Origin of the sequence: Streptomyces sp. NPDC059534 (assembly GCF_042743475.1) — a bacterium.
Classification (GTDB): domain Bacteria; phylum Actinomycetota; class Actinomycetes; order Streptomycetales; family Streptomycetaceae; genus Streptomyces.
On the sequence record NZ_JBHWAQ010000034.1, the window covers coordinates 1 to 25,040 of the forward strand.

Here is a 25,040-nt window from a genome sequence, read left to right on the forward strand (position 1 = left end):
AACGCCCGGTTACATTCCGAACCCGGAAGCTAAGCCTTTCAGCGCCGATGGTACTGCAGGGGGGACCCTGTGGGAGAGTAGGACGCCGCCGAACACCCGCCCTTTTAGCTCAGTCGGTAGAGCGTCTCCATGGTAAGGAGAAGGTCAACGGTTCGATTCCGTTAAAGGGCTCCGAAAAGAAAAAGGCCCCGCCATCTGGCGGGGCCTTTTTTGTTTTGTCGTGATGGTCGGCGGTGATCCGCAGTGGTCCGACGGAGCCGGCCCTCGTGGGGAGGGCCGGCCTGGGGATCAGCTGGGGTCGGGCCCGCGGAGACGCATGGCGAGGATGGCCATGTCGTCCGAGGCGGGGGCCTGGGCGAAGCGCTCGACGGCGCGCAGGACGCGGGAGGCGACCGCGCCCGCGGTCAGGCCCGTGCAGCTCTTGAGGACTTCGGCGAGGCCGTCGTCGCCGAGCATGCGGGTGCCTTCACGGCGTTCCGTCACGCCGTCCGTGACACACAGGAGGACGTCGCCCGGTTCGAGGGTGACGGTCTGCTCGTACAGCTCCAGGTCCTCCATGACGCCGAGGAGCGGCTGGGGTTCCGCCGCCGGGTGGACCGTGCCGTCCGGGCGGAGGCGCAGAGGGAGGGGATGGCCCGCGCAGACGACCTTGAGGATCGCGGAGCCGTCGGGCTGCGGGCGCATCTCGCCGTAGAGCAGGGTGAGGAAGCGGCTGCGGTCGCCCTCGTCGAGGATCGCGGCGTTGAGACGCTCCAGCACGGCCGGGCCGCCGAACCCCTCGCGGGCCAGCAGGCGCAGGGCGTGGCGGGCCAGGCCGGTGACGGCCGCGGCCTGCGGGCCCGTACCGCACACGTCGCCGATGGCGAATCCGTAGGCGCCGTCGCGGATGGGGAAGAGGTCGTAGAAGTCGCCGCCGACCTCGTTGCCCTCGCCCGCGGCCCGGTAGATGACGTCGACCTCGACGCCCGGGATCTCGGGGAGACCGGGCGGCAGGAGGCTGCGCTGGAGGGACTGGCTGATCGCCACGCGCTCCGAGTAGAGGCGGGCGTTGTCCAGGGCGAGGGCGGCCCGGCGGGAGAGGTCCTCCGCGAGCTCCAGGATCTCCTGGCGGAAGTGGTCCTCGGCCGGCCGGCCGAGCGTCAGCATGCCGATCACCCGGTTGCGGGCGACCAGCGGCAGGACGACCGTCTCGCCGGCGACCGTGCCGGCCGTGGCCAGAGTGGTGTCGATGCCGGAGGAGAGCGGGCTCGTCGGATGGTCGAGGGCGCGGACCGAGGCGGTGAGCGCGGCGCGGTGGGCGGCGTCCGCCGGTGCGGTCCAGACGCGGGCACCGGGAGTCGTCACCGGGTCCGGCGGGGCGATGGAGGAGAGCAGGTCCTTGAGGCCGTCGATGCGGTCCTCGTCCTCGTGGAGCACGTACGACAGGTACGGGTCGGATGCCTGGTCGGCGATCGTGTAGACCGCGCACCAGGTGGCGAGGGTGGGGACCGTCATCTGGGCCATCAGGGCCAGGGTCTGATCGCGGTCCAGGGTGCCGGCCAGGAGGTCGGATGCCTCGACGAGGAAGCTGAGGGAGCCGCGGCGCAGGCGTTCCAGTTCGCCGAGGCGGGCGGACTCCACGGCGAGGGCGATGCGGTCGGCGGCGAACTGGAGGCGCAGGGCCTCCTCGTTGGAGTAGCGGTTCGCGGTCTCGGCGGCCACGCCGAGGGAGCCGGTGAGACGGCCCTCCACCTTCAGCGGGACCGTGACCACCGCGCGCATGCCGGTGCCTTCGAGGAGCGGTACGGCGCCGGGGACGGCGGCCAGGTCCTCGTGGACCGCGGGCATGCGGGCGGAGCCGTACCGGCTGGCGCCCGTCTCGACGGGGACGCGGGCGAACCGCTGGCGGGCCGCGGGGAGTCCGGTGGTGGCCCGTACCTCCAGTTCCGTCTCGTCGTCGGTGGCGAGCAGCAGGAAGGCGGCGTCCCCGTCGAGCATGTCGCGGGCGCGTTCGACCGTGCGCTGGAGGAGGCCGTCGAGGTCGTCGGGGGCGGGGGAGCCGATGAAGACCTCGAACGGGTCGGCGGCGCGGCTCTCGGAGCCCGCCTCGGCGGCGGGGCGGTGCGGGGTCTGGAGGACGGCCCGCTCGTGTTCGCGGACCAGCAGGCAGACGGTGGAGGGGTCGCCCTGGGCGGAGCGGACCCGGAGGTGCGAGGCGTAGACGGGGATGACCCGGCCGTCGGCGCAGCGGATGCCGTAGCTGCCCTCCCAGCGGGAGAGGCGCAGGGCCTCGGCGAGGCCGGTGCCGATGCCGGGGGTGTGGGGCCAGGCGGCGAGGTCGCCGAGGGGTTTGCCGGTGACCTGGTCGGAGCCGTATCCGAAGAGTTCCTCGGCGTCCTCGTTCCAGGCGGTGACGGCGCCGCCGCGGTCGATCTGGACGACGGCGACGCGGACGCGGCTGTCGGCGACCGGGAGGAGGGCGTCGGGCAGGACGGGGCCCGCGGAGCGGGTGCCGACCGGGCGCTGGGGGAGGTCGAGGTGGAACCAGACGTGCTTGCGGGTGGGGGAGTAGTCGACGCCCCAGCGGTGGGCGAGGGCGGCGCAGAGCAGCAGTCCGCGGCCGTTCTCGCGGTCGGGGCTGCCGAAGGTGCGGCCGCTCTGGACGGGGATCTCGCGCTCCGGGTAGCGGTCGGAGACCTCGACGCGGACGCTGTCGTCGGCGCGGAGGCAGAGGACCTCCGCGGAGGTGCCGGCGTGGATGACGGCGTTGGTGACGAGCTCGCTGGTGAGGACGACGGCGTCGTCGACGAGTTCGGGGTGTCCCCAGCCCTGGAGGGTGTCCCTGACGAAGGCGCGGGCGGCCGCGACGGACCGCCCGACGGGCTCGAAGCTGGCAGTCGCCCGCGCGGTGATCACAGCACTCCTCGTACGCGTCTCGACGCCCGGCTCTGCCATGCTCGGTCTGTCCCTCCCGCTGCCCGGTGGTCGTGTGCGCACCACACCGCCCCCGCCGGGCGGACCGGGGCGGTTGGACACCGGAAGCCAGGTTACTTACCTTCACTGTCCGAGCGGATGCCGGTCACCGCTGATTCCGTCCCCCGGGGGTAGGGACGCTGTGCGAAGCTGCCGAACTGTTATCGCCTGGTTCGGGCACGGTGAAACACTGGGCAGGCTACCGGCGAGAGCCGGAGCGGTACGGTCGACCCCTTTCGGGAGGGACACGGTGGAGTCTGGCACGGCGGCGCGGCGCGGCGGAGGCAGTGGCACGCGCGCGAGGGGCGGGCGTTCCCGTGGGGGGACGGTACAGGTGGACGCGGCGGCGCTGGAGCGGTTGCTGGCCGCGCTGGTGTCGATGCGGGACGGGAACTTCCGCAAGCGGCTGACGGTGTCCGGCGACGGGGTCATGGCGGAGATCTCCGCCGTGTTCAACGAGGTCGCCGACCGGCAGATGCACGTGACGGGGGAGTTGTCCCGGGTCCGCAGGGTGGTGGGGCGCGAGGGCAAGCTGTCCGAGCGCCTGGAGGCGGGGGCCAGCGAGGGGGCGTGGGCGGCGGCGATCGAGGCCGCGAACGCGCTCGTCGACGATCTGGCCCGGCCGGTGTCCGAGGTGGGCCGGGTCCTGTCGGCGGTGGCCGAGGGCGACCTGGACCAGCGGATGGACCTGCGTTCGGAGGGTGCCGACGGGACCGTACGGCCGCTGCGCGGGGAGTTCCTGAAGGTCGCGCGTACCGCGAACAACCTCGTCGACCAGCTGTCGGTGTTCGCCTCCGAGGTGACCCGGGTGGCCGTCGAGGTGGGTACCGACGGCAAGTTGGGCGGGCAGGCGCAGGTGCGCGGGGTGTCCGGTTCGTGGAAGGACCTCACGGACTCGGTCAACACGATGGCGAACCGGCTGACGGCCCAGGTGCGGGACATCGCGCTGGTGACGACGGCGGTCGCGGACGGCGATCTGTCGCAGAAGGTCACGGCGAACGTGGCCGGCGAGATGCTGGAGCTGAAGAACACCGTCAACCGGATGGTGGACCAGCTGTCGTCGTTCTCCTCCGAGGTGACCCGCGTCGCGCGCGAGGTGGGCACGGAGGGCGAACTCGGCGGGCAGGCCGAGGTGGCGGGCGTCGCGGGCGTCTGGAAGGACCTCACCGACTCCGTCAACACGATGGCGGGGAACCTCACCAACCAGGTGCGGGGTATCGCCGAGGTGACGACGGCGGTCGCCAACGGCGATCTCTCGCAGAAGGTGCGGGTCTCGGCGCGCGGTGAGATCGCGCAGCTGGCGGACACGATCAATCAGATGACCGAGACGCTGCGGACGTTCGCCGACGAGGTGACCCGGGTGTCGGGCGAGGTCGGCGCGCAGGGCCTGCTGGGCGGTCAGGCGCAGGTGCCGGGTGCGGCGGGGACGTGGAAGGACCTCACGGACTCCGTCAACACCGTCTTCCGGAACATCACCACGCAGGTGCGGGACATCGCGCAGGTGACGACGGCGGTCGCCAACGGTGACCTGTCGCAGAAGGTCACGGTGGACGTGGCCGGCGAGATGCTGGAGCTGAAGAACACCGTCAACACGATGGTGGACCAGCTGTCGGCCTTCGGTTCCGAGGTGACCCGGGTGGCTCGGGAGGTCGGTGTCGAGGGTCTGCTGGGCGGCCAGGCCGAGGTGCCGGGTGCGGCGGGGACGTGGAAGGACCTCACGGACTCGGTGAACACGGCGTTCCGCAACCTGACCGGTCAGGTGCGGGACATCGCGCAGGTGACGACGGCGGTCGCCAACGGCGATCTGTCGCAGAAGGTCACGGTGGACGTGGCCGGCGAGATGCTGGAGCTGAAGAACACCGTCAACACGATGGTGTCGCAGCTGTCGTCGTTCGCCGACCAGGTGACGCGGATGGCCCGGGACGTGGGCACGGAGGGCCGCCTCGGCGGCCAGGCGCGGGTGGACGGGGTCTCCGGCCGCTGGCGGGAGCTCACCGACTCCGTCAACTTCATGGCCGGCAACCTGACGTCCCAGGTGCGTCAGATCGCCCAGGTGACGACGGCCGTGGCCCGCGGCGACCTGTCGCAGAAGATCGACGTGGACGCGCGCGGCGAGATCCTGGAGCTGAAGAACACCATCAACACGATGGTGGACCAGCTGTCCGCCTTCGCCGACCAGGTGACCAGGGTCGCCCGCGAAGTGGGTACGGACGGTCGGCTCGGCGGCCAGGCGCAGGTGCCCGGCGTGGCCGGTGTGTGGCGGGATCTGACGGACTCGGTGAACGGCATGGCCGGGAACCTCACCACCCAGGTCCGCAACATCGCCCAGGTCGCCACCGCGGTGGCGCGCGGTGACCTGTCGCAGAAGATCGACGTGGACGCGCGCGGCGAGATCCTGGAGCTGAAGAACACCCTCAACACGATGGTGGACCAGCTCTCGAACTTCGCCGAGCAGGTGACCAGGGTGGCCCGCGAGGTGGGCACCGAGGGCATGCTGGGCGGTCAGGCCGAGGTGCAGGGTGTCTCCGGCACCTGGAAGGACCTCACCCAGTCGGTGAACTTCATGGCGAACAACCTCACCATCCAGGTGCGGAACATCGCCGAGGTCACCACGGCGGTCGCCATGGGCGACCTGTCGAAGAAGATCACGGTCGACGCCCGGGGCGAGATCCTGGAGCTGGTGACGACCGTCAACACGATGGTCGACCAGCTGTCGAACTTCGCCGACGAGGTCACGCGGGTGGCCCGCGAGGTGGGTACGGAGGGCATCCTCGGCGGCCAGGCACGCGTGCGCGGTGTCACGGGTACGTGGAAGGACCTCAGCGACAACGTCAACCTGATGGCCAACAACCTGACCAGCCAGGTGCGGAACATCTCCCGGGTCTCGGCGGCCGTCGCCAACGGCGACCTGACGAAGAAGGTGACGGTCGAGGCGCGCGGCGAGGTCGCCGAACTCGCCGAGACCGTCAACACGATGGTGACGACCCTGTCGTCCTTCGCGGACGAGGTCACGCGGGTGGCCCGCGAGGTGGGCACGGAGGGCGAACTGGGCGGCCAGGCCCGGGTGCCGGGTGTCTCCGGCACGTGGAAGGACCTCACCGAGTCGGTGAACTCGATGGCCTCCAACCTCACCGGCCAGGTGCGCCAGATCGCCGCCGTCACCACCGCCATCGCCAAGGGCGACCTCACCAAGAAGATCGACATCGACGCGCGCGGCGAGATCCAGGAGCTGAAGAACACCATCAACACGATGGTCGACCAGCTGTCGAACTTCGCCGAGGAGGTCACGCGAGTGGCCCGCGAGGTGGGTACGGAGGGCATCCTCGGCGGCCAGGCGCGCGTACGGGACGTCGACGGCACCTGGCGCGACCTGACCGAGTCGGTGAACGAGATGGCCGGGAACCTGACCCGCCAGGTGCGGGCCATCGCGGCCGTCGCCACGGCGGTCACCCGGGGCGACCTCAACCTCAAGATCGACGGTGTGGACGCGGCGGGCGAGATCCAGGCCCTCCAGGACAACATCAACACGATGATCGCGAACCTGCGCGACACCACCCTCGCCAACGAGGAGCAGGACTGGCTGAAGGGCAACCTGGCCCGTATCTCCGGTCTCATGCAGGGCCGCCGGGACCTGGACGACGTCGCCTCGCTCATCATGAGCGAGCTGACCCCGGTCGTCTCGGCCCAGCACGGCGCCTTCTTCGTGGCGGTGCCGACCGGCCAGGCGCACAGCGACGCGGAACTGGTGGGCGAGGGCGAAGGCTCGTACGAGCTGCGGATGCGCGGGAGTTACGGGTACTCCACCGGGTCCATGCCGACCTCGTTCCGGCCCGGCGAGACCCTCATCGGGACGGCCGCCGAGGAGAAGCGGACGATCCAGGTCAACGTGCCGCCGGGCTACCTGAAGATCTCGTCGGGTCTCGGCGAGGCCGCGCCGGCGCATGTGATCGTGCTGCCGGTCCTCTTCGAGGGCAAGGTCCTCGGGGTGATCGAGCTGGCGTCGTTCCAGCCGTTCACCCAGATCCAGCGCGACTTCCTCAACCAGCTCGCCGAGTTGATCGCCACCACCGTCAACACCATCAGTGTCAACACCAAGACCGAGGTGCTGCTCCAGCAGTCGCAGGAGCTCACCGAGCAGCTCAAGGAGCGGTCGGCCGAACTGGAGCACCGGCAGAAGGAGCTTCAGGGCTCCAACCTGGAGCTGGAGGAGAAGGCCGAGCTGCTCGCCCGGCAGAACCGCGACATCGAGGTGAAGAACACCGAGATCGAGGAGGCCCGGCAGGTCCTGGAGGAGCGCGCGGAGCAGCTCGCGGTCTCCATGCGCTACAAGTCCGAGTTCCTGGCCAACATGTCGCACGAGCTGCGCACCCCGCTCAACTCGCTGCTGATCCTGGCCAAGTTGCTCGCGGACAACGCCGAGACGAACCTGACGCCGAAGCAGGTCGAGTTCGCGGAGACCATCCACGGGGCCGGTTCTGACCTGCTCCAGCTGATCAACGACATCCTCGACCTGTCCAAGGTCGAGGCGGGCAAGATGGACGTGTCGCCGACCCGGATCGCGCTCGTCCAGCTCGTCGACTATGTGGAGGCCACCTTCCGGCCGCTCACCGCGGAGAAGGGGCTCGACTTCTCGGTGCGGGTCTCGCCCGAACTGCCGGCCACGCTCCACACCGACGAGCAGCGGCTGCTCCAGGTACTGCGCAACCTGCTGTCCAACGCGGTGAAGTTCACCGACACGGGCGCGGTGGAGCTGGTGATCCGGCCGGCCGGCGCGGACGTGCCGCAGTCGATCCGCGAGCAGCTCCTGGAAGCCGGTTCGCTGCGCGACCCGGAGGCCGCGCTGATCGCGTTCTCGGTCACCGACACCGGGATCGGGATCGCGGCCAGCAAGATGCGGGTCATCTTCGAGGCGTTCAAGCAGGCCGACGGCACGACCAGCCGGAAGTACGGCGGTACGGGTCTGGGGCTGTCGATCAGCCGGGAGATCGCGCGGCTGCTCGGCGGCGAGATCTTCGCGGCGAGCGAGCCGGGCCGCGGCTCGACGTTCACGCTCTACCTGCCGCTGAGCCCGACCGAGCTCCCGAACCACGGGTACGGGCAGGGCGGGCCGGACGCCGAGGACCCGCAGCAGGGGACCGGGGAGGGGACGGGCGGGGCGGTCCACCCGTTCCCGCACTTCCCGCCGCCGCCCGTGCGGACCGAGGCGCGGTCCGGGGCCGGGGCGCTGTTCCGGCACCGGCGCAAGGCCGCGGCCGAGGCGACCGGGGCGCGGAACGGGGTGCCGGGGCAGTCCGGCCAGCAGACCGCGCCGGACCGGGCGGAGGAGGTCGTCGAGCCGCGGCGTACCTTCAACTTCTCCGGCGAGCGGGTGCTCATCGTGGACGACGACATCCGCAACGTCTTCGCGCTCACCAGCGTCCTGGAGCAGCACGGGCTCGCGGTGCTCTACGCGGAGAACGGGCGGGAGGGCATCGAGGTCCTGGAGCAGAACGACGACGTGACGGTCGTCCTGATGGACATCATGATGCCGGAGATGGACGGGTACGCGACGACGACCGCGATCCGGCGGATGCCGCAGTTCGCCGGGCTGCCGATCATCGCCCTCACGGCGAAGGCCATGAAGGGCGACAAGGAGAAGGCGATCGAGTCGGGGGCCTCGGCCTATGTGACCAAGCCGGTCGACCCCGACCATCTGCTGTCCGTGATGGAGCAGTGGATGCGCGGGGAGTGAGTCCGGGCCGGGGGTCCGCGCGAGCTGCCGCGCGGACCCCCGGGCTCCGCTGACGGAACGTCGTCACCGGCGTGTGAGAGGGCGGGATACGGGGAACCTTCTGGTCTCCCACCGCGTTTCTGCTACGTGCACAGTGACATCGCGGTGACAGGGTGTGGCGACGGGCGGGGTGCGGCTACGATGACCGGCACAAGGACGGACGGCGTCAGAGAGTCGTCCTCTGGGGCGGCGCCCGGTGCTTCCCCCGGTTACGGGAGCCGGGGCGAGCCGTTGCCGGGACGAGGAGGACGGGGCATGGTGCAGAAGGCCAAGATCCTCCTGGTCGATGACCGGCCGGAGAATCTGCTGGCGCTGGAGGCCATTCTCTCCGCGCTCGATCAGACGCTGGTGCGGGCATCGTCCGGGGAGGAAGCGCTCAAGGCGCTGTTGACGGACGACTTCGCGGTCATCCTGCTCGACGTCCAGATGCCGGGGATGGACGGTTTCGAGACCGCCGCGCACATCAAGCGGCGGGAGCGGACCCGGGACATCCCGATCATCTTCCTCACCGCCATCAACCACGGCCCCCACCACACCTTCCGGGGGTACGCGGCCGGCGCGGTCGACTACATCTCCAAGCCGTTCGACCCGTGGGTGCTGCGCGCCAAGGTCTCCGTCTTCGTCGAGCTCTACATGAAGAACTGCAAGCTGCGCGAGCAGGCCGCCCTGCTGCGGCTGCAGTTGGAGGGCGGCGGCGAGGGCGGTCAGGGCAAGGAGTCCGCGGGTCTGCTCGCCGAACTGTCCGCCCGGCTCGCGGCCGTCGAGGAGCAGGCGGAGGCACTGTCGAAGCAGCTCGACGACGACTCGGCCGACGCGGCGGCCGTGGCCACCGCCGCCCACCTGGAGCGCAAGCTCACCGGGCTGCGCCGGGCCCTGGACGCGCTGGAGCCGGGTACCGGCGCGGCGCCGACCCTTCCCGCCCAGGGCTGACCCTTCCCGCCCAGGGCTGACCCTTCCCGCCCAGGGCCGGCCCGTCCGCCCGGGGCTGACGCACCGTCACCCGTGGACGGACTTCGTGATCGGGCGTCAGCATCGTGCCCCGGCACGGACGACACGATCGGGTGAGGCGGACAGCCCGTACCTTCACCGGTAACCTCAGCACCATGGCTTCACGTACGTCCGGCAAGGGTTCCCAGGGCACGGCGGGCGCCGCGAAGCCGCGCGCCGGCCGTACGACGGGCGCCGCGAAGAAAGCGGCACCCGCGAAGCCCCCCGTCAAGCCGCCCGCCAAGAAGGCGCCGGCGAAGAAGGCAGCGCCCGCCAAACGCGCGCCCGCGCGCAAGACGGCGGCGAAGAAGGCCGCGCCCCGTCCCGCCCCCTCGCCCACCGGCGGCGTCTACCGGCTCGTGCGCGGTGCCTGGCTCGGTCTCGCCCACGGGGTCGGCGCGATGTTCCGGGGGATAGGGCGCGGTGCCAAGGGGCTCGACCCCGCCCACCGCAAGGACGGGCTCGCGCTGCTCCTCCTCGGCCTCGCGCTGATCGTGGCCGCGGGCACCTGGTCCAACCTGCGCGGCCCGGTCGGCGACCTCGTCGAGATGCTGGTCACCGGCGCCTTCGGCCGGCTCGACCTGCTGGTGCCCCTGCTCCTCGCCGGGATCGGCATCCGGCTGATCCTCTACCCGGAGAAGCCCGAGGCCAACGGCCGGATCGTCATCGGGCTCTCCGCCCTCGTCATCGGCGTCCTCGGACAGGTGCACATCGCCTGCGGCTCACCGGGCCGCGGCGACGGGACCGGAGCCATGCAGGACGCGGGCGGCCTCGTCGGCTGGGCCGCCTCACAGCCCCTCGTCTTCATGATGGGCGAGGTCCTCGCCGTACCGATGCTGGTGCTGCTCACGATCTTCGGCCTGCTGGTCGTCACCGCCACCCCCGTCAACGCGATCCCGCAGCGGCTGCGCGCCCTCGGCGCCAAGCTCGGCATCGTCGAACCCGCGTACGACCCGGCCGAGGCCGAGGGACGTGAGGGGTACGAGGGGTACGACGAGGAGTGGCGGGATGCCGGGCCGCACCCCGCACGGCCCTCCCGGCCCGCGCGACGCCGGGGCCCCGGCCCGGCGGAGCCGTACGACGTGGACCGGGCCGAGGCGGACATGCCGGACCGGCGCGGCCGCACCGGCCGCCGCTCCGCCGAGGCGCCCGCCTTCGACCTCGGCATGGACCCGGTGGACGTCGCCGCGGCCGCCGCCGCCGCACTCGACGGCGCGGTGCTGAACGGCATGCCGCCCTCGCCGATCGTCGCCGACCTGACCAGGGACGTCACGGCCGAGCGGGACGCCGCCGTGGCCGCGGCCGCCGCGGAGCGGGCCGAGAAGGCGGCGCCGGCCGCTCCCGTGCCGCCCGCGCGCGGAGCCGACCGGCGCGGTGGCGTACCCGATCTGACGAAGCCGGCTCCCGAGCCGACCGACCTGCCGCCGCGCGCCGAGCAGCTCCAGCTCGCCGGCGACATCACGTACGCGCTGCCCTCGCTCGATCTGCTGGAGCGCGGCGGGCCGGGCAAGACCCGCAGCGCCGCCAACGACGCCGTCGTGGACGCGCTCACCAACGTCTTCACCGAGTTCAAGGTCGACGCGGCCGTCACCGGCTTCACCCGCGGCCCGACGGTCACGCGGTACGAGGTCGAGCTCGGCCCCGCCGTGAAGGTCGAGAAGATCACGGCGCTCGCCAAGAACATCGCGTACGCCGTGGCCTCCCCCGACGTCCGGATCATCTCGCCGATCCCCGGCAAGTCCGCGGTCGGCATCGAGATCCCGAACAGCGACCGGGAGATGGTCAACCTCGGCGACGTGCTGCGGCTCGCGGCGGCGGCGGAGGACGACCATCCGATGCTCGTCGCGCTCGGCAAGAACGTCGAGGGCGGCTATGAGATGGCCAACCTGGCGAAGATGCCCCACGTCCTGGTCGCCGGCGCCACGGGCTCCGGCAAGTCCTCGTGCATCAACTGCCTGATCACGTCGATCATGATAAGAGCGACCCCCGAGGACGTCCGGATGGTGCTCGTCGACCCCAAGCGGGTCGAACTCACCGCCTACGAGGGCATCCCCCACCTGATCACGCCGATCATCACCAACCCCAAGCGGGCCGCCGAGGCGCTCCAGTGGGTGGTGAAGGAGATGGACCTCCGCTACGACGACCTGGCGGCGTTCGGCTACCGGCACATCGACGACTTCAACCAGGCGATCCGCGACGGCAAGATCAAGCTGCCCGAGGGCAGCGAGCGCGAGCTCAACCCCTACCCGTACCTCCTGGTGATCGTCGACGAGCTCGCCGACCTGATGATGGTCGCGCCGAGGGACGTCGAGGACTCGATCGTCCGTATCACCCAGTTGGCCCGAGCGGCCGGCATCCACCTGGTGCTCGCCACCCAGCGGCCGTCGGTGGACGTCGTCACCGGCCTCATCAAGGCGAACGTGCCCTCGCGGCTGGCCTTCGCCACCTCCTCGCTCGCCGACAGCCGGGTCATCCTCGACCAGCCCGGCGCCGAGAAGCTGATCGGCAAGGGCGACGGCCTCTTCCTGCCGATGGGTGCCAACAAGCCCGTCCGCATGCAGGGCGCCTTCGTCACCGAGGCCGAGGTCGCGGCCGTCGTGCAGCACTGCAAGGACCAGATGACCCCGGTCTTCCGGGAGGACGTCACCGTCGGCCAGCGGCAGAAGAAGGAGATCGACGAGGACATCGGCGACGACCTGGACCTGCTGTGCCAGGCCGCCGAGCTGGTCGTCTCGACGCAGTTCGGCTCCACCTCGATGCTCCAGCGCAAGCTGCGCGTCGGCTTCGCGAAGGCCGGCCGGCTGATGGACCTGATGGAGTCGCGGAACATCGTCGGGCCCAGCGAGGGCTCGAAGGCGCGGGACGTCCTGGTGAAGCCCGACGAGCTGGACGGCGTGCTGGCCGTGATCCGGGGCGAGTCGGGGGAGTAGGGGCCGGGACGCGGGGTAGCCGGTCCGGCGGGGGCGCGAGTCCCCGCCGCCGACGGGAGTCGCCGCCGTACCGGTTCGAGACCGGGCCGAGACTCACTCGTAAGGGAACGGGGGCAACCGTTTCCCCTGGCCGTACGTCAAGTTGGACGGTGGGACAGAAGGATGTCCCAGCCCCGTGGCGAACAACCAGCCTCATGGCGTACAAACGGCACCCGCCCGGTTGCCCCACCCTTTCGTACCACCCATAGACTGAACATCCAGCAGGTGGTTACACGCTCGAAAGGCGCTCTCGTGTCCATCGGCAACTCCCCCGAAGACGACCGGACGTTCCCGGCAGACGACCGGGACTCGATCGGTCGCGCTCTCCAGCAGGCCCGTATCGCCGCCGGTCTCACCGTCGAAGAGGTCAGTGCCTCCACCCGTGTCCGGATTCCGATCGTGCACGCGATCGAGGAGGACGACTTCTCGCGCTGTGGCGGCGACGTCTACGCACGCGGCCACATCCGTACCCTCGCGCGCGCCGTCGGGCTCGATCCGGCCGAGCTGATCGAGCAGTACGACGCCGAGCACGGCGGCCGTCCCGCGCCCACCCCCGCCGCCCCGCTCTTCGAGGCGGAACGTATCCGCCCCGAGCCGCGCCGGCCCAACTGGACCGCCGCGATGGTCGCGGCCATCGTCGCCGTCGTCGGCTTCGTCGGCTTCACGATGTTCAACGGGAACGAGGCTCCGAAGGGGACCACCGCGGCCGACGCCGGCCCGGCCCCCGCGCCGGAGAAGGCGACCTCCGCCGCCAAGCCGAAGCCCGTCAAGCCCGTCGCGCCGAAGCCGACCGAGAGCGCGATCGCCGCGGTCCCGCAGGACAAGGTCACGGTCAAGCTCACCGCCGTCGACGACAAGAGCTGGATCTCGGCCAAGGCCCACGACGGCAAGCTGCTCTTCGACGGCCTCCTCCTGAAGGGCGAGTCCAAGACCTTCCAGGACGACGAGCGCGTCGACCTCGTCCTCGGCAACGCCGGCGCGATCGAGCTCTACGTGAACGGCAAGCAGGTCGCGGACAAGTTCGAATCCGGCCAGGTCGAGCGGCTCAGCTACACGAAGGGCGACCCCGAGGCCGGATGAGCCCCGAGGTCAGACGTGTGATGTGACCTCTGTCGCGCAGGTGAACCCTGCGCGACGGGGGAACGGCCGGGACGAAGTAGTCTTGAGTCCATGCCCGAACGCCGTACCGTCGCCCTTGTCACTCTTGGCTGCGCCCGTAACGAGGTGGACTCGGAGGAGCTCGCAGGCCGCTTGGCAGCGGACGGCTGGGAGCTCGTCGAGAACGCCGAGGACGCGGACGTAGCCGTCGTCAACACCTGTGGATTCGTCGAGGCCGCCAAGAAGGACTCCGTCGACGCCCTGCTCGAAGCCAATGATCTGAAGGACCACGGCAAGACCCAGGCCGTGGTCGCCGTCGGCTGTATGGCCGAGCGGTACGGCAAGGAGCTCGCCGAGGCCCTCCCGGAGGCCGACGGCGTCCTGGGCTTCGACGACTACGCCGACATCTCCAACCGCCTCCAGACCATCCTCAACGGTGGCAGTGTCGAGGCCCACACCCCGCGTGACCGGCGCAAGCTGCTGCCGCTCTCGCCCGTGGAGCGCCAGGAGGCGGCCGCGGCCGTGGCCCTGCCGGGTCACGGCGACGCGGCCGAGGCCCCCGTCGACGCACCCGCCGACCTGCCCGAGGGCCTCGCGCCCGCCTCGGGCCCGCGGGCGCCGCTCCGCCGCCGGCTGGACACCAGCCCCGTCGCCTCGGTGAAGCTGGCCTCCGGCTGCGACCGCCGCTGCTCCTTCTGCGCCATCCCCTCCTTCCGCGGCTCCTTCGTCTCGCGCCGTCCCTCGGACGTGCTGAACGAGACGCGCTGGCTCGCCGAGCAGGGTGTGAAGGAGGTCATGCTGGTCTCCGAGAACAACACCTCGTACGGCAAGGACCTCGGCGACATCAGGCTCCTGGAGAGCCTGCTGCCCGAGCTGGCCGCCGTCGACGGCATCGAGCGCGTCCGCGTCAGCTACCTCCAGCCCGCCGAGATGCGGCCGGGGCTGATCGACGTCCTCACCTCGACCGAGAAGGTCGTGCCCTACTTCGACCTGTCCTTCCAGCACAGCGCCCCGGACGTGCTGCGGGCCATGCGCCGCTTCGGCGACACCGACCGCTTCCTGGAGCTCCTGGAGACCATCCGGTCCAAGGCCCCGACGGCCGGTGCCCGCTCCAACTTCATCGTCGGCTTCCCGGGCGAGACCGAGGCCGACTTCGCCGAGCTGGAACGCTTCGTCACCCACGCCCGGCTCGACGCCATCGGCGTCTTCGGCTACTCCGACGAGGACGGCACCGAGGCCGCCACGTACGAGCACAAGCTCGACCAGGAAGTCGTCGACGAGCGGCTCGCCCACCTGTCCCGGCTCGCCGAGGAGCTCACCGCGCAGCGCGCGGAGGAGCGTCTCGGAGAGACCCTGGAGGTACTCGTCGAGTCCCTCGACGAGGAGGACGGCTGGATCGGCCGCGCCGCCCACCAGGCGCCCGAGACCGACGGCCAGGTGTACCTCACCTCGGCAGACGGTACGAGCCCCGACCTGGCTCCGGGCCGTATGGTCAGTGCGAAGGTCGTCGGCACGGAAGGCGTCGACCTGGTGGCCGAGTGTCTTTTCGAGGAGGCAGGCAGATGACCGGAGTCCCGGCATCCGCGACGGGCGGGACCGGTAGGCCGGCGCCCCGCGGCAAGCTGGGCACGGCGGCCGTCAACCAGGCCAGCCTGTGGAACATCGCCAACATCCTCACCATGATCCGGCTCGTGCTCGTGCCGGCCTTCGTGGTGCTGCTGCTCCAGGACGGCGGGCACGACCCGGTGTGGCGTGCCTGGGCCTGGGCGGCGTTCGCGGTCGCCATGATCACGGACGTCTTCGACGGGCACCTGGCCCGTGCGTACAACCTGGTCACCGACTTCGGGAAGATCGCCGACCCGATCGCCGACAAGGCGATCATGGCGGCCGGACTCATCAGTCTGTCCTGCCTCGGGGACCTGCCCTGGTGGGTGACCGGCGTCATCCTCGCCCGCGAGCTGGGGATCACCCTGATGCGGTTCTGGGTCATCCGGCACGGGATCATCCCGGCCAGCCGCGGCGGCAAGATGAAGACGCTCGCCCAGGGCACGGCGGTCGGCATGTACGTCCTCATGCTCACCGGGCCACTGGCCACCCTGCGCTTCTGGGTGATGGCGGTCGCCGTCGTGCTGACGGTCGTCACCGGTCTGGATTATGTGCGACAGGCCGTCGTCCTACGCCGTAAGGGGCTCGCCGCGGAGCGCGCGGCGGCGCGTTCGGAGGCGGCGACGCGATGACCGAGGCCGCCCGGGTGCTGGCGCTGCTCGCGGAGCGTGACCACACGCTGGCCGCCGCGGAGTCGCTCACGGGTGGTCTGGTGGCCGCCGAGCTGACGGGCGTACCCGGAGCCTCGAAGTCCTTCATGGGGTCCGTCACGGCCTACGCCACGCCCCTCAAGCACGAGCTCCTCGGCGTCGACCGGGCCCTCCTCGCGGAGCGCGGCGCGGTGGATCCGGAGGTCGCGCTGCAGATGGCGGCCGGTGTCAGGGACCGGCTCGGTGCCGACTGGGGCATCTCGACGACCGGGGTCGCGGGACCCGACCCCCAGGACGGGCAGGCCGTCGGAACCGTCTACGTGGCAGTCGCCGGCCCGGCCGCGACAGGCGCCCGGGCCGGGAAAGTGGTCTCGTTGAGGTTGAACGGCGACCGCGCGGACATCCGTAAAGAGAGCGTACGGAGCGTGTTGGAACTGCTCCTTGAGGAACTCTCGGGAAATGCGCGGGCACAGGATACGGAACACAACGGGGGGAATTGATGTTTGCAGCCCTGAGTGAACACGACATCGCTCCCCGCACGGCCGCAGCGCGAGGCGGTACGGTGGGGCGTGAAGGATGCGGCTACGCGGTCCGAGGAGGGAGCCACCGATGATTCTGCTCCGTCGCCTGCTGGGTGACGTGCTGCGTCGGCAGCGCCAGCGCCAGGGCCGTACTCTGCGCGAAGTCTCCTCGTCCGCCCGAGTCTCGCTCGGCTATCTCTCCGAGGTGGAGCGGGGGCAGAAGGAGGCTTCCTCCGAGCTGCTCTCCGCGATCTGCGACGCGCTGGACGTACGGATGTCCGAGCTCATGCGCGAAGTGAGCGACGAGCTGTCGCTCGCTGAACTGGCCGAGTCGGCAGCGTCGAGCGAACCGGTGCCGACACCGGTACGCCCGAGGCTCAACTCGGTGTCGGTGACGTCGGTGGCAGGTGTGCCCACCGAGCGGGTGACCATCAAGGCGCCCGCGGAAGCGGTGGACGTCGTCGCCGCCTGATCCGAAGCACGTGGGGCGAAGCCCCGGTCGGTGCCCTGCGGGGCGCCTGCCGGGGCTTTTCTCTTGGCTTTGTCCTGGCTTTCTCCTGGCTTTCTCCTGGCCGGATCGAGTCGTCGCACTCTTGGGGCGATGTGCCTGAGATGCCGTGTTCCGGTGAGGCGTGCCATGGTGGAAGACGCAGGGCGTGCGCCGGGACTGCCCCGGTGCGCCCTCCCGAAGGGTGATCCTGCCGGTCTAGCGTCGACGGCAGGAGGCGGCCATGGTGCGGCGACGGGTTCCGCTGGTGACGCTCGCGCTCGTGGCGGTCGGACTGGTGGCCGGAGGGCTCTGGTGGTGGGCGGTGCTGCGCCTGCTGCTCGTGCCGGCCGAGGCCGGGCCGGTGGAAGGCGCGGTGGCGGCGGGCGGCTGGGGACTGAGCCTGCTGCCGGTGCATGTGGCCGCTTCGACGCGACGCGCGGGGGTGTCCGGGGGGCCGGGCGGACGGGGGCGCGCGGGCGGATCGGGAGACCGTGTGCGAGAGCCGGGCGGGCGAGGGGACGGCGGGCGCGCATCGGGCGGGCGGGGGTCGAACGGGCGCGGGTCGGGGTTTACCAGGGCATGGCGACGCCGCCGTTGGGGCGCAGGATCTGACCCGTCGTGAACGAGGAGGCGTCGGAGGCCAGGTGCAGGACCGCGTGCGCGATGTCCTCGGCCTCGCCGACCCGTCCCAGGGGCGAGTGACGGACCATCGCCGCCTCCGCCTGCTGCTGGGCGGCCGGCTCGTGGCGGTCGGTCATCGGGGTGCGGATCCAGCCCGGGGCGACCGCGTTGACCCGGATGCCGTGCGGGCCCACCTCCGTCGCCAGGGTCTTCGTCAGCTGGACGACGGCCGCCTTGGTGACGCTGTAGCAGAGGAGCCCCGGGCTCGCGGTGTCCATCGCGCCCGACGCCATCGTGACGATCGAGCCCCGGGTGCCGGAGGTGATCATCGAACGGGCCGCCTCCTGGCACGCGTACAGGACGCCCTTGAAGTTGACCGCGAGGACGCGGTCGAGGTCCTCGTCGCGGGTCTCCAGGACCGAGCTCGTGTGCATGATGCCGGCGATGGCGGCCATGACGTGGAGCGGGCCGGCGGAGCGGACGGCGGCGGCCAGTGCCGCCCGGTCGGTGACGTCCAGCGTGTGCGGGTGCGCGGTGCCGCCGTCGCGGGCGATCAGCTCGGTGGTCTCCTTCAGCCCGTGCTCGTCGAGGTCGGCGCAGTGCACGGTGGCGCCCGCCTGGGCGAGGAGGGCCGCGGTCGCGCGGCCGATCCCGCTCGCGGCGCCGGTGACGAACGCGGAGCGGCCGGTGAGGTCGTACGCCGAGAGGGTCATGTCCGGACCGTACGACCAGATCTGACGGATCGTCAATCGTTGGGTTGGGTACGGGGGGTGGGGCTTGCGGCGGGGGTGCTTCGGGTGGGGCCTGGTTGGCAGCCGGGGCACCAGTACGTGATCCGGTCGCCGTTCCCCGCCTCGGCGTCGGCCCTGCGGATCCGGGTGCCGCAGCGCAGACAGGCGCGCCCCTCGCGGCCGTAGACATGGAGGGGGGTGCCGGGGAAGCGCGTGGTGGTGGTGCGCCGGTCCGGGCGGTCCTTGTTCGCCTCCAGGAGGCGGTGGGCGGTCGCCACCAGCCGGGCGGGGACGTCGGGACCGAGGTCGCCGACCGGGAGCCAGGGCGAGACGGCGGCGAGGAAGGCCAGTTCCGACTTGTACACGTTGCCGATGCCGGCCAGGTTGCGCTGGTCGAGCAGAGCCTCGCCGAGCGGTCGGGCCGGGTCGGCGCACAGCCGGCGTACGGCCTCCTCCGGATCCCAGCCGGGACCCAGGAGGTCCGGGCCGAGGTGGCCGACCGCGCGGGACTCCTCGGCGGTACGGATCAGCTCCAGGACCGGGAGCCGGTAGCCGTACGCGGTGGACCGGACGTTTCCGAGGATCGCCCGGATCTGATGGTCGGGGCCGCCGCGCGGGCGCTCCCCGGTGGCGTAGATCCGCCAGGCGCCCTCCATCCGCAGATGCGAGTGGAGGGTGAGCCCGCCCTCGATCCGGGCGAGCAGGTGCTTGCCCCGGGGAGTGACGTCGAGGAGCGTGCGGCCGGTCAGGTCGGCGGTGGCGAACCGGGCGACGCGGAGGTCGGCACGCGTGAGGACCTGGCCGGCGAGAGCGGCGTGCAGGCGGTGGGCGACCTGCCAGATGGTGTCTCCTTCGGGCACGGGTCCATTGTGCGGGGTTTCCGCGGCGCCGTGCGGGCACGGGGTCCCTGACCCGGCCGGGGTCAGGGGCGGAGGCGGAGGCCCTTGGGGTTGGCCACGAAGCCGGCGGATTCGAGGGGGCGGGAGAGCGGGGAGGTCAGGGCGGGGGCGGCGTTGACGCGCTCCAGGGTGACCGTCCCGAGGGCGCCGGTGCGGGCGGAGGCGGCGAGGGCTTCGACGGCGGCGGTCAGGGCGGGGTCGTCGGGGTCGGTGGGCCAGGAGAGCAGGGTCTTGCCGCCGCGCTCCATGTAGAGCGTGAGTTCGCCGTCGACCAGGACCACCATCGCGCCCGCCTTGCGCCCGGGCTTGTGGCCGGCGCCGGTCGGCGGCTCGGGCCAGGAGAGGGCCGCCCCGTACGCGTTCGCGGGATCGGCGGCGGCGAGGACCAGCGCGCGGGGGCCGGCGGCGGCCTCGGTGCCCCGGTCGCGGGCGGTCGCGGCCGCGCGGAGCCGGTCCACCGCGCCGTCCATCGCGAACTGGGCCGCGCCGAGACCTTCGACCACGTAGCCGCGCCGGGCCTGCCCGCTGTCCTCGAAGGCGGCCAGGATGCGGTACGTGGCGGAGAAGCCGCCCTCGACCCCCTCGGCCGCCACCGCGCCGCGGGTGACCACGCCGTGCCGGTCCAGGAGCGTACGGGCCAGGGCGTGCGCGCGGTGGGTCGGTTCGGGCTCGACGGGCGGCAGCAGCGACCAGCGGCCGGAGACCGTGGGCGGACCGGTGCGGGACGCCGGACGGGCCGCGGCGGTCAGCGTGCCGTACCGGCCGCGGGGGACCGTGCGACGCGCGCGGTGGGCGGTGGACCCGGCGGTGCGGCCCGAGCCGAGCAGGGCGCGCAGCGGGGCCAGGGTGTCGTTGGTGAGCCGGCCCGACCAGGCCAGGTCCCAGAGGGCGTCGGCGAGCTGGGGGTCGGTCGCGTCCGGGTGGGTGGTGGCCCGGATCTGGTCGGCGATCTGGCGGAAGAACAGGCCGTACCCGCCGGAGAGGGCGGTGAGCACCGACTCGTGCAGCGCGGTGAGCTCCAGCGGGTGCGGCGGCGGCAGGAGCAGGGGGGCCGCGTCCGCGAGGTAGAGCGAGACCCAGCCGTCCTTTCCGGGCAGTGACCCGGCGCCCGCCCAGAGCACCTCGCCGGTCGTCGTGAGCTCGTCGAGCAGCGTCGGGGAGTAGTCCCGGACCCGCGACGGCAGGATCAGCTTCTCCAGGGCCGAGGCGGGCACGGGCGCGCCCTGGAGCTGCTCGACCGCGCGGGCGAGGCCGTCGATGCCGCGCAGGCTGTTGCTCCCCAGGTGCTGCCACTGCGGAAGGAAGGTGGCGAGCGCCGCCGGCGGCACCGGCTCCAGCTCGTGGCGCAGGGCCGCCAGGGAGCGTCGCCGCAGCCGGCGCAGGACCGTGGCGTCGCACCACTCCTGGCCGATGCCGGAGGGGTGGAACTCGCCCTGGACGACCCGCCCCGACGCGGCGAGCCGCTGGAGGGCGCCGTCGGTGACGGCCGCGCCCAGGCCGAAGCGGGCGGCGGCGCCGGACGAGGTGAACGGACCGTGCGTGCGCGCGTACCGCGCGAGGAGGTCGCCCAGCGGGTCCTTGACGGGTTCGGTGAACGCCTCGGGCACACCGACGGGCAGGGCCGTGCCCAGCGCGTCCCGGAGCCGGCCGGCGTCCTCGATCGCCGCCCAGTGCTCCCGGCCCGCGACGCGCACCAGGATGGCGCGGCGCGCGGCCGCCAGCTCCGGCGCCCAGCCCGGCTCGGCGCCGCGCTCGGCGAGCTCGGCGTCGGTGAGCGGTCCCAGGACCCGCAGCAGGTCGGCGACGCCCTCCACGTCCTTGATCCGCCGGTCCTCCGCCAGCCACTGGAGCTCCCGCTCCAGCTCGGCCAGCACCTCCGGGTCGAGCAGCTCGCGCAGCTCCGCCTGGCCCAGCAGCTCCGCGAGCAGCCGGGAGTCCAGGGAGAGCGCGGCCGCCCGGCGCTCGGCGAGCGGGGAGTCCCCCTCGTACAGGAACTGCGCCACGTACCCGAAGAGCAGCGAGCGGGCGAAGGGGGACGGCTCGGGGGTGGTGACCTCGACGAGGCGGACCCGGCGGGCTTCGATGTCGCCCATCAGCTCCGTCAGGCCGGGGACGTCGAAGACGTCCTGGAGGCACTCGCGGACCGCCTCCAGGACGATCGGGAACGACCCGAACTCGCTCGCCACCTGGAGGAGCTGCGACGCGCGCTGCCGCTGCTGCCAGAGCGGGGTCCGCTTGCCCGGGTTGCGCTTGGGCAGCAGCAGGGCGCGCGCGGCGCACTCGCGGAAGCGGGAGGCGAACAGCGCGGAGCCGCCCACCTGGTCGGTGACGATCTGACCGATCTCGCCCTTGTCGAAGAGGGCGTCGGCCGCGCCGATGGGCGCCTTGTCGGCGTCGTACGTGGTGTCCAGGTGCCGGCCGGGGTCCACCGGCTCGTGGTCGAGGAGGTCGAGGCCCAACTCCAGGCCCATCAGGTCGGCGTCCGGCAGGCGCAGCACGATGCCGTCGTCCGCGTGCATGACCTGGGCGTCCATGCCGTAGCGCTCGGCCAGGCGGGCGCCGAGCGCCAGCGCCCAGGGGGCGTGCACCTGCGCGCCGAAGGGGGAGTGGATGACGACCCGCCAGTCACCCAGCTCGTCCCGGAAGCGCTCGACCAGGATCGTCCGGTCGTCCGGCACGTGCCCGCACGCCTCGCGCTGCTCCCTGAGGTACGCGAGGACGTTGTCCGCCGCCCAGGCGTCCAGGCCGGCGGCGAGCAGCCGCAGCCGCGCGTCCTCGTCGGCGAGGGCGCCGACCTCGCGGAGGAACGCGCCGACCGCCCGGCCCAGTTCGAGGGGGCGGCCCAGCTGGTCGCCCTTCCAGAACGGCAGCCGGCCCGGCACGCCGGGCGCGGGCGTGACGAGCACCCGGTCCCGGGTGATGTCCTCGATGCGCCAGGAGGTGGTGCCGAGCGTGAAGACGTCGCCGACCCGGGACTCGTACACCATCTCCTCGTCGAGCTCCCCGACGCGGCCGCCGCCCTTCTTCGGGTCCGAGCCGGCCAGGAAGACGCCGAACAGGCCCCGGTCGGGGATCGTGCCGCCGGAGGTGACGGCGAGCCGCTGCGCGCCCGGCCGTCCGGTGACCGTCCCGGCCACCCGGTCCCACACCACGCGCGGGCGCAGCTCGGCGAAGGCGTCCGAGGGGTAGCGGCCGGCCAGCATGTCCAGCACACCGGTGAACGCCGACTCCGGCAGTGACGAGAACGGCGCCGCGCGGCGCACCACCGTCAGCAGGTCGTCCACCTGCCAGGTGTCGAGCGCGACCATCGCGACCAGCTGCTGGGCCAGGACGTCCAGCGGGTTGGCGGGGATCCGCATCGACTCGATCGACCCGGAGCGCATCCGCTCGGTGACCACCGCGGCCTGCACCAGGTCGCCGCGGTACTTGGGGAAGACCACGCCCGTCGACACCGCGCCGACCTGGTGCCCCGCGCGGCCCACGCGCTGGAGCCCGGAGGCGACCGAGGGCGGCGACTCGACCTGCACGACCAGGTCGACCGCGCCCATGTCGATGCCCAGCTCCAGGCTGGAGGTGGCCACCACGGCGGGCAGCCGGCCCGCCTTCAGGTCCTCCTCGACCTGGGCGCGCTGCTCCTTCGACACCGAGCCGTGGTGGGCCCGGGCGAGCAGCGGCGGGGCGCCCTGCGCCGCCCCCGACTGGGCCATGACCTGGGCCGGCGGAGCCCCCTCGGGGAGCGGCTCGCCGGTCGCCCGCTCGTACGCGATCTCGTTCAGCCGGTTGCAGAGGCGCTCGGCGAGGCGGCGGGAGTTGGCGAAGACGATCGTCGACCGGTGGGCCTGGACCAGGTCGGCGATCCGCTCCTCGACGTGCGGCCAGATCGACGGCTTGTCGCCGCCGTCCTTGCCCTCGGAGGCCGGGGAGCCGCCCAGCTCGCCCATGTCCTCGACCGGCACGACGACGGAGAGGTCGAACTCCTTGCCCGACGGCGGCTGGACGATCTCCACCGCGCGCGTGGGGGACAGATAGCGGGCCACCTCGTCCACCGGGCGGACCGTGGCCGACAGGCCGATCCGGCGCGCGGGCCGGGGCAGCAGCTCGTCGAGCCGCTCCAGGGAGAGGGCCAGGTGCGCGCCGCGCTTGGTGCCCGCGACCGCGTGGACCTCGTCGAGGATGACCGTCTCCACGCCCGACAGGGCCTCGCGGGTGGCGGAGGTCAGCATCAGGAACAGGGATTCGGGGGTGGTGATCAGGATGTCCGGCGGCCGGGTGGCGAGCGCGCGGCGCTCGGCGGGCGGGGTGTCTCCGGAACGGATCCCGACCCGGACGTCCGGCTCCGGCAGTCCCAGCCGGACCGACTCCTGGCGGATGCCGGTGAGCGGCGAGCGCAGGTTCCGCTCGACGTCCACGGCGAGCGCCTTCAGCGGCGACACGTACAGCACACGGCAGCGCTTCTTCGCCTCGGCGGGCGGCGGCGCGGACGCCAGCCCGTCCAGGGAGGCGAGGAAGGCGGCCAGCGTCTTGCCGGAGCCGGTCGGTGCGACGACGAGCACGTCCGAACCCTCGCCGATGGCCTTCCAGGCGCCCTCCTGCGCCGACGTGGGCGCGCTGAAGGCCCCGGTGAACCAACCACGGGTCGCGGGGGAGAACGAGTCGAGCGCGGACCTGACCATGCCCCCCATCGTGCACCCCGCCACTGACAACCGCCCGGACCTGTGGACAACCGGCCGCCGAGGGCGGTCCCACCGCGTCCCGGGGAGGCCCGGGCGGCGGCTCCTCGCCGCGAGTCCCCACCGGTCCCTGGCGCAGAATGGGGGCATGGCGAGCAGGGAGCGGGCACGGTACTGGCAGTACTCCGAGCTGCCCGGCGTCGACCTGCTGCACGCCCACTACATCCAGAAGGCGTTCGCCCGGCACACCCACGAGACCTTCGTCTTCGCCGCGATCACCGAGGGCGTCGAGGCGTTCCACTACCGCGACGAACTGGTCCACGCGGGCCCCGGGCAGATCGCCCTGGTCAACCCGGACACCTCGCACACCGGGCACGCGGGCGTGCCCGAGGGCTGGACCTACCGCACGATCTACCCCGACGCGGACATCGTCCGCTCGATCGCCGCCGACACCCTCGCCCTGCGCGGAGCGGTCGGCTTCACCTCGCCCGTCGTCGACGACCCCTACGCCGCCCGGCTCGTCGTCGGCGTCCACCGGGCCGCCGAGGAGGGCAACGCGCTCGCGGCCGACAGCCTGCTCCGGCTGGTCACCGCCCGCATGCTGCGCAGCCACGGCGGGCTGATCACCCCGCTCCCGCCCCGCTCGGCGGGCGCGCGGAACGCCGCACGCGCGCGTGCGGTCCTGGAGGACCGGCTGGCCGGCCCGCCGACCCTGGAGCGGCTCGCCGCCGACCTCGGCACCAGCCCCTTCGCCCTCCTGCGGGCCTTCCGGGCGGCGTACGGGATGCCGCCGCACACCTGGCTCACGGACGCGCGCGTGCGGCGGGCCCGACAGCTCCTCGACGCGGGGACCTCCCCGGCGGACGCGGCCGCCGCCGTCGGCTTCACCGACCAGTCCCACCTCAACCGGCACTTCACCCGCAGCGTCGGGGTGCCGCCGGGCGCCTACCAGCGCGCGCGGGGCGTCCGGGGGAGCGGCGGTGCGGGAGGCCCCGGGGAGCCCGGGTGACCCCAGGCCGGGACGGGGCGCAAGAACGTACAAGACCGGGCCGTTCCGGCTGACGTAACGTCCCTGAC

The 25,040-nt window shown here is 72.4% G+C and carries 13 protein-coding genes, 1 tRNA gene and 1 rRNA gene; 11 read left to right on the top strand and 4 right to left on the bottom strand.

Annotated elements, in window-relative coordinates; translation table 11 throughout:
• Together rrf and ACFVZH_RS31350 are read left to right on the top strand one after the other, a co-directional pair.
• Positions 1 to 94 (top strand): 5S ribosomal RNA (gene rrf / locus ACFVZH_RS31345); the annotation flags it as partial.
• Between the two features lie 4 nt (positions 95 to 98).
• Positions 99 to 171: transfer RNA gene (locus ACFVZH_RS31350), tRNA-Thr, on the top strand.
• A 117-nt stretch (positions 172 to 288) separates the two neighbouring features.
• Here the strand turns inward: ACFVZH_RS31350 and ACFVZH_RS31355 are convergent.
• A complete protein-coding gene (locus tag ACFVZH_RS31355) occupies positions 289 to 2,934 on the bottom strand; it encodes a SpoIIE family protein phosphatase (RefSeq protein ID WP_384902603.1) in 2,646 nt (881 codons plus the stop codon).
• Between the two features lie 268 nt (positions 2,935 to 3,202).
• Here ACFVZH_RS31355 and ACFVZH_RS31360 point away from each other — a divergent pair, with 268 nt between their 5' ends.
• From ACFVZH_RS31360 to ACFVZH_RS31395, 8 genes are all read left to right on the top strand, one after another.
• Entirely contained in the window at positions 3,203 to 8,683 is a 5,481-nt protein-coding gene (locus tag ACFVZH_RS31360; RefSeq protein ID WP_384902605.1) for a HAMP domain-containing protein, read from the top strand.
• A 294-nt stretch (positions 8,684 to 8,977) separates the two neighbouring features.
• The gene (locus ACFVZH_RS31365; RefSeq protein ID WP_189834697.1) at positions 8,978 to 9,652 is read left to right on the top strand and encodes a two-component system response regulator; all 675 of its coding nucleotides are present in this window, start codon (positions 8,978 to 8,980) and stop codon (positions 9,650 to 9,652) included.
• Between the two features lie 173 nt (positions 9,653 to 9,825).
• Positions 9,826 to 12,639, top strand: coding sequence for a DNA translocase FtsK (locus tag ACFVZH_RS31370; protein WP_384902607.1), 2,814 nt, complete (start codon positions 9,826 to 9,828; stop codon positions 12,637 to 12,639).
• A gap of 291 nt (positions 12,640 to 12,930) precedes the next feature.
• Positions 12,931 to 13,758 carry a helix-turn-helix domain-containing protein gene (locus ACFVZH_RS31375; protein WP_384902609.1) on the top strand — a complete coding sequence of 276 codons (828 nt, stop codon included), beginning with the start codon at positions 12,931 to 12,933 and terminating at the stop codon, positions 13,756 to 13,758.
• A 90-nt stretch (positions 13,759 to 13,848) separates the two neighbouring features.
• The gene (gene rimO / locus ACFVZH_RS31380) at positions 13,849 to 15,342 is read left to right on the top strand and encodes a 30S ribosomal protein S12 methylthiotransferase RimO (RefSeq protein WP_384902611.1); all 1,494 of its coding nucleotides are present in this window, start codon (positions 13,849 to 13,851) and stop codon (positions 15,340 to 15,342) included.
• On the top strand, positions 15,339 to 16,013 hold the full coding sequence (pgsA, locus tag ACFVZH_RS31385; protein ID WP_384902613.1) for a CDP-diacylglycerol--glycerol-3-phosphate 3-phosphatidyltransferase: 675 nt from the start codon (positions 15,339 to 15,341) through the stop codon (positions 16,011 to 16,013). Before rimO ends, pgsA begins: the two co-directional genes overlap by 4 nt.
• On the top strand, positions 16,010 to 16,531 hold the full coding sequence (locus ACFVZH_RS31390; protein ID WP_384902615.1) for a CinA family protein: 522 nt from the start codon (positions 16,010 to 16,012) through the stop codon (positions 16,529 to 16,531). The genes pgsA and ACFVZH_RS31390 overlap by 4 nt, the downstream gene beginning before the upstream one ends.
• Before the next feature lie 109 nt (positions 16,532 to 16,640).
• Positions 16,641 to 17,024, top strand: a complete 384-nt coding sequence (locus ACFVZH_RS31395; protein WP_384902617.1) for a helix-turn-helix domain-containing protein — start codon at positions 16,641 to 16,643, stop codon at positions 17,022 to 17,024.
• A gap of 587 nt (positions 17,025 to 17,611) precedes the next feature.
• On the opposite strand, the gene ACFVZH_RS31400 is transcribed toward ACFVZH_RS31395, so the two are convergent.
• The 3 genes from ACFVZH_RS31400 to ACFVZH_RS31410 form a co-directional block, all read right to left on the bottom strand.
• Positions 17,612 to 18,376 carry an SDR family NAD(P)-dependent oxidoreductase gene (locus tag ACFVZH_RS31400; RefSeq protein ID WP_384902619.1) on the bottom strand — a complete coding sequence of 255 codons (765 nt, stop codon included), beginning with the start codon at positions 18,374 to 18,376 and terminating at the stop codon, positions 17,612 to 17,614.
• Positions 18,377 to 18,408: 32 nt separating this feature from the next.
• A complete protein-coding gene (locus ACFVZH_RS31405) occupies positions 18,409 to 19,254 on the bottom strand; it encodes an Fpg/Nei family DNA glycosylase (protein WP_384902620.1) in 846 nt (281 codons plus the stop codon).
• 62 nt (positions 19,255 to 19,316) lie between these two features.
• Positions 19,317 to 23,966: a DEAD/DEAH box helicase gene (locus ACFVZH_RS31410; protein WP_384902622.1), complete on the bottom strand. Its 4,650-nt coding sequence runs from the start codon at positions 23,964 to 23,966 to the stop codon at positions 19,317 to 19,319.
• Positions 23,967 to 24,111: 145 nt separating this feature from the next.
• Between ACFVZH_RS31410 and ACFVZH_RS31415 the strand changes: the two genes are divergently transcribed.
• Positions 24,112 to 24,972, top strand: a complete 861-nt coding sequence (locus ACFVZH_RS31415) for an AraC family transcriptional regulator (RefSeq protein ID WP_384902624.1) — start codon at positions 24,112 to 24,114, stop codon at positions 24,970 to 24,972.
• The last annotated feature ends 68 nt before the right edge of the window (positions 24,973 to 25,040 follow it).